This is a genomic window from Bradyrhizobium sp. 197, assembly GCF_023073375.1.
Taxonomy (GTDB): domain Bacteria; phylum Pseudomonadota; class Alphaproteobacteria; order Rhizobiales; family Xanthobacteraceae; genus Bradyrhizobium.
The window spans coordinates 1-1588 of record NZ_JADPJJ010000083.1 but is presented as its reverse complement, the minus strand read 5'-3'; the positions used below and the strand labels follow the sequence as shown (position 1 = coordinate 1588).

Here is a 1588-nt window from a genome sequence, read left to right as displayed (position 1 = left end):
CTCGACCTAGGTCTGCCTAGCGGCTCCGGCTCAGGGCGCCGCCGGGACTAGCCGTCGGCAGGCCCTCCACCAGTACGACATCGCGCAGATCCTACGACCCTTTTCCAAGCCCGCATTTTGAACTGGCCGGTTAAGAAGCTGTGTGCAACATATGATCCGGCTGTCGGGCGATGCCGGCGGCCATAAGGCGCCGCGCTGCGGTTAGGTGCGGACCCCGACGCGCGGGGCCCATTGCTAATCCGATCGACCAGATGGAAAGCGGTAGCGAGGCGCCTATGATCACCACACGCTCAGCAGCCCCAAGAAAAAGCCAAACACCGAGCAAGGCGATCCCTAACCCTAACAAGACCAAAACCGAATTGGGATTTTGCACTGCAGGAACGCAACTTGAGGGAAGGGCGATAGATAGCAACCGTATCGAACGCCGTTGCTTGCGGACGGAGGATTGACGCGCTCTCCCTTGCGGACGCCTTACACTTCTTCGCGCTTTTCTTTTCGGTCATGATTTGGCTGCCCTTACGTTGCGCTCAAGGCGATCGCCGGCACGAATTCACACCCGGACCCGCCAGCGGACCTTGTCGATCTCGACCTTAAAGCCATTGGGCATACGCGGCATTCCGCCCTTGACGCGCACCGGCGTCGCCACAGGGGCAGGCGCGGAATTGTTCTCGCAGACCAAGCCGGGGTCGTCGCGTTGGTGACGCATGTCATGAGAACAGCTCTTGCCGGAGAGACGGCCCCCGGCCGGGGTGTCTTGGAGAGGTGGATCGGAGCCGCTCCGCCAGCCATCGGCGGCTATGGCCAGCAGACCTTAACCTTCGACGAAGTTCCACGTTCCTCCGCCGGGTGAACCGTTGCATAACTTTCCCATTGGAGATGCCACCTTTTTAGCGAGATTTTGCCATGGCGAACGGCACCGAAGATCTTCAAATGCTGCGGTTGATGAGGGCTTTCCAGAAGCTGACCGATCAGAATACGCGGCGCAAGGTGCTCTTGTACGCCGAGGAGCAGGTTCACCAGCAGCAAACCGGTGCCCGGGTCGAGCATACGCCTGCTTCCGAGTGCACCAGCAAGTCGCCGCCCGGCAGCGGCGGCGGCACAACCGGAGATTCGTAGTCATTGGGCGGCCGACATGTGAAGCTAAGGCATATTTCGCGTCTCGGAGGAGAAACCCGATGCGCCTTGCATTGCCTTATCTTGGAATTGGTCTCTGCGCGTCGCTGGCGGCGTGGATGTCGGTGATGCTCTTCTATTGAAGTCCGTCCGCCCAGATTCGCCGATGCGGGCGGTCCTTAACTGTCTAGCCGGCAGGGTCGTTCCCTTTCGGCTCTTGCAAGAATTTTGGCATGTGTCCACGCGCTTCACGGTCACGCGGGGCGGGGCGCTCTGACGGATCGCGGCCGAGCTTGGCCTGCAGTTCGACGAGGTCGGTGAAGACGTCGGCCTGGCGGCGCAGCTCGTCGGCGATCATCGGCGGCTGGCTGGCGATCGTGGAAATCACGGTGACCCGCACGCCGCGGCGCTGAACGGCCTCGACCAGGGAGCGGAAGTCGCCGTCACCCGAGAACAGCACCATCTGGTCGATGTG

3 protein-coding genes are annotated in these 1588 nt (G+C 61.6%); 1 reads left to right on the top strand and 2 read right to left on the bottom strand.

Annotated elements, in window-relative coordinates; all coding sequences use genetic code 11:
• Nucleotides 1-550: 550 nt before the first annotated feature.
• Nucleotides 551-706, bottom strand: a complete 156-nt coding sequence (locus tag IVB27_RS19930; protein WP_247445022.1) for a hypothetical protein — start codon at nt 704-706, stop codon at nt 551-553.
• A 197-nt stretch (nt 707-903) separates the two neighbouring features.
• On the opposite strand from IVB27_RS19930, the gene IVB27_RS19925 reads away from it, so the two are divergent.
• On the top strand, nt 904-1116 hold the full coding sequence (locus tag IVB27_RS19925; RefSeq protein WP_247445021.1) for a hypothetical protein: 213 nt from the start codon (nt 904-906) through the stop codon (nt 1114-1116).
• A gap of 184 nt (nt 1117-1300) precedes the next feature.
• Here IVB27_RS19925 and IVB27_RS19920 read toward each other — a convergent pair.
• The coding region (locus IVB27_RS19920; protein ID WP_247445020.1) for an NYN domain-containing protein at nt 1301-1588 on the bottom strand (288 nt) is incomplete at its 5' end.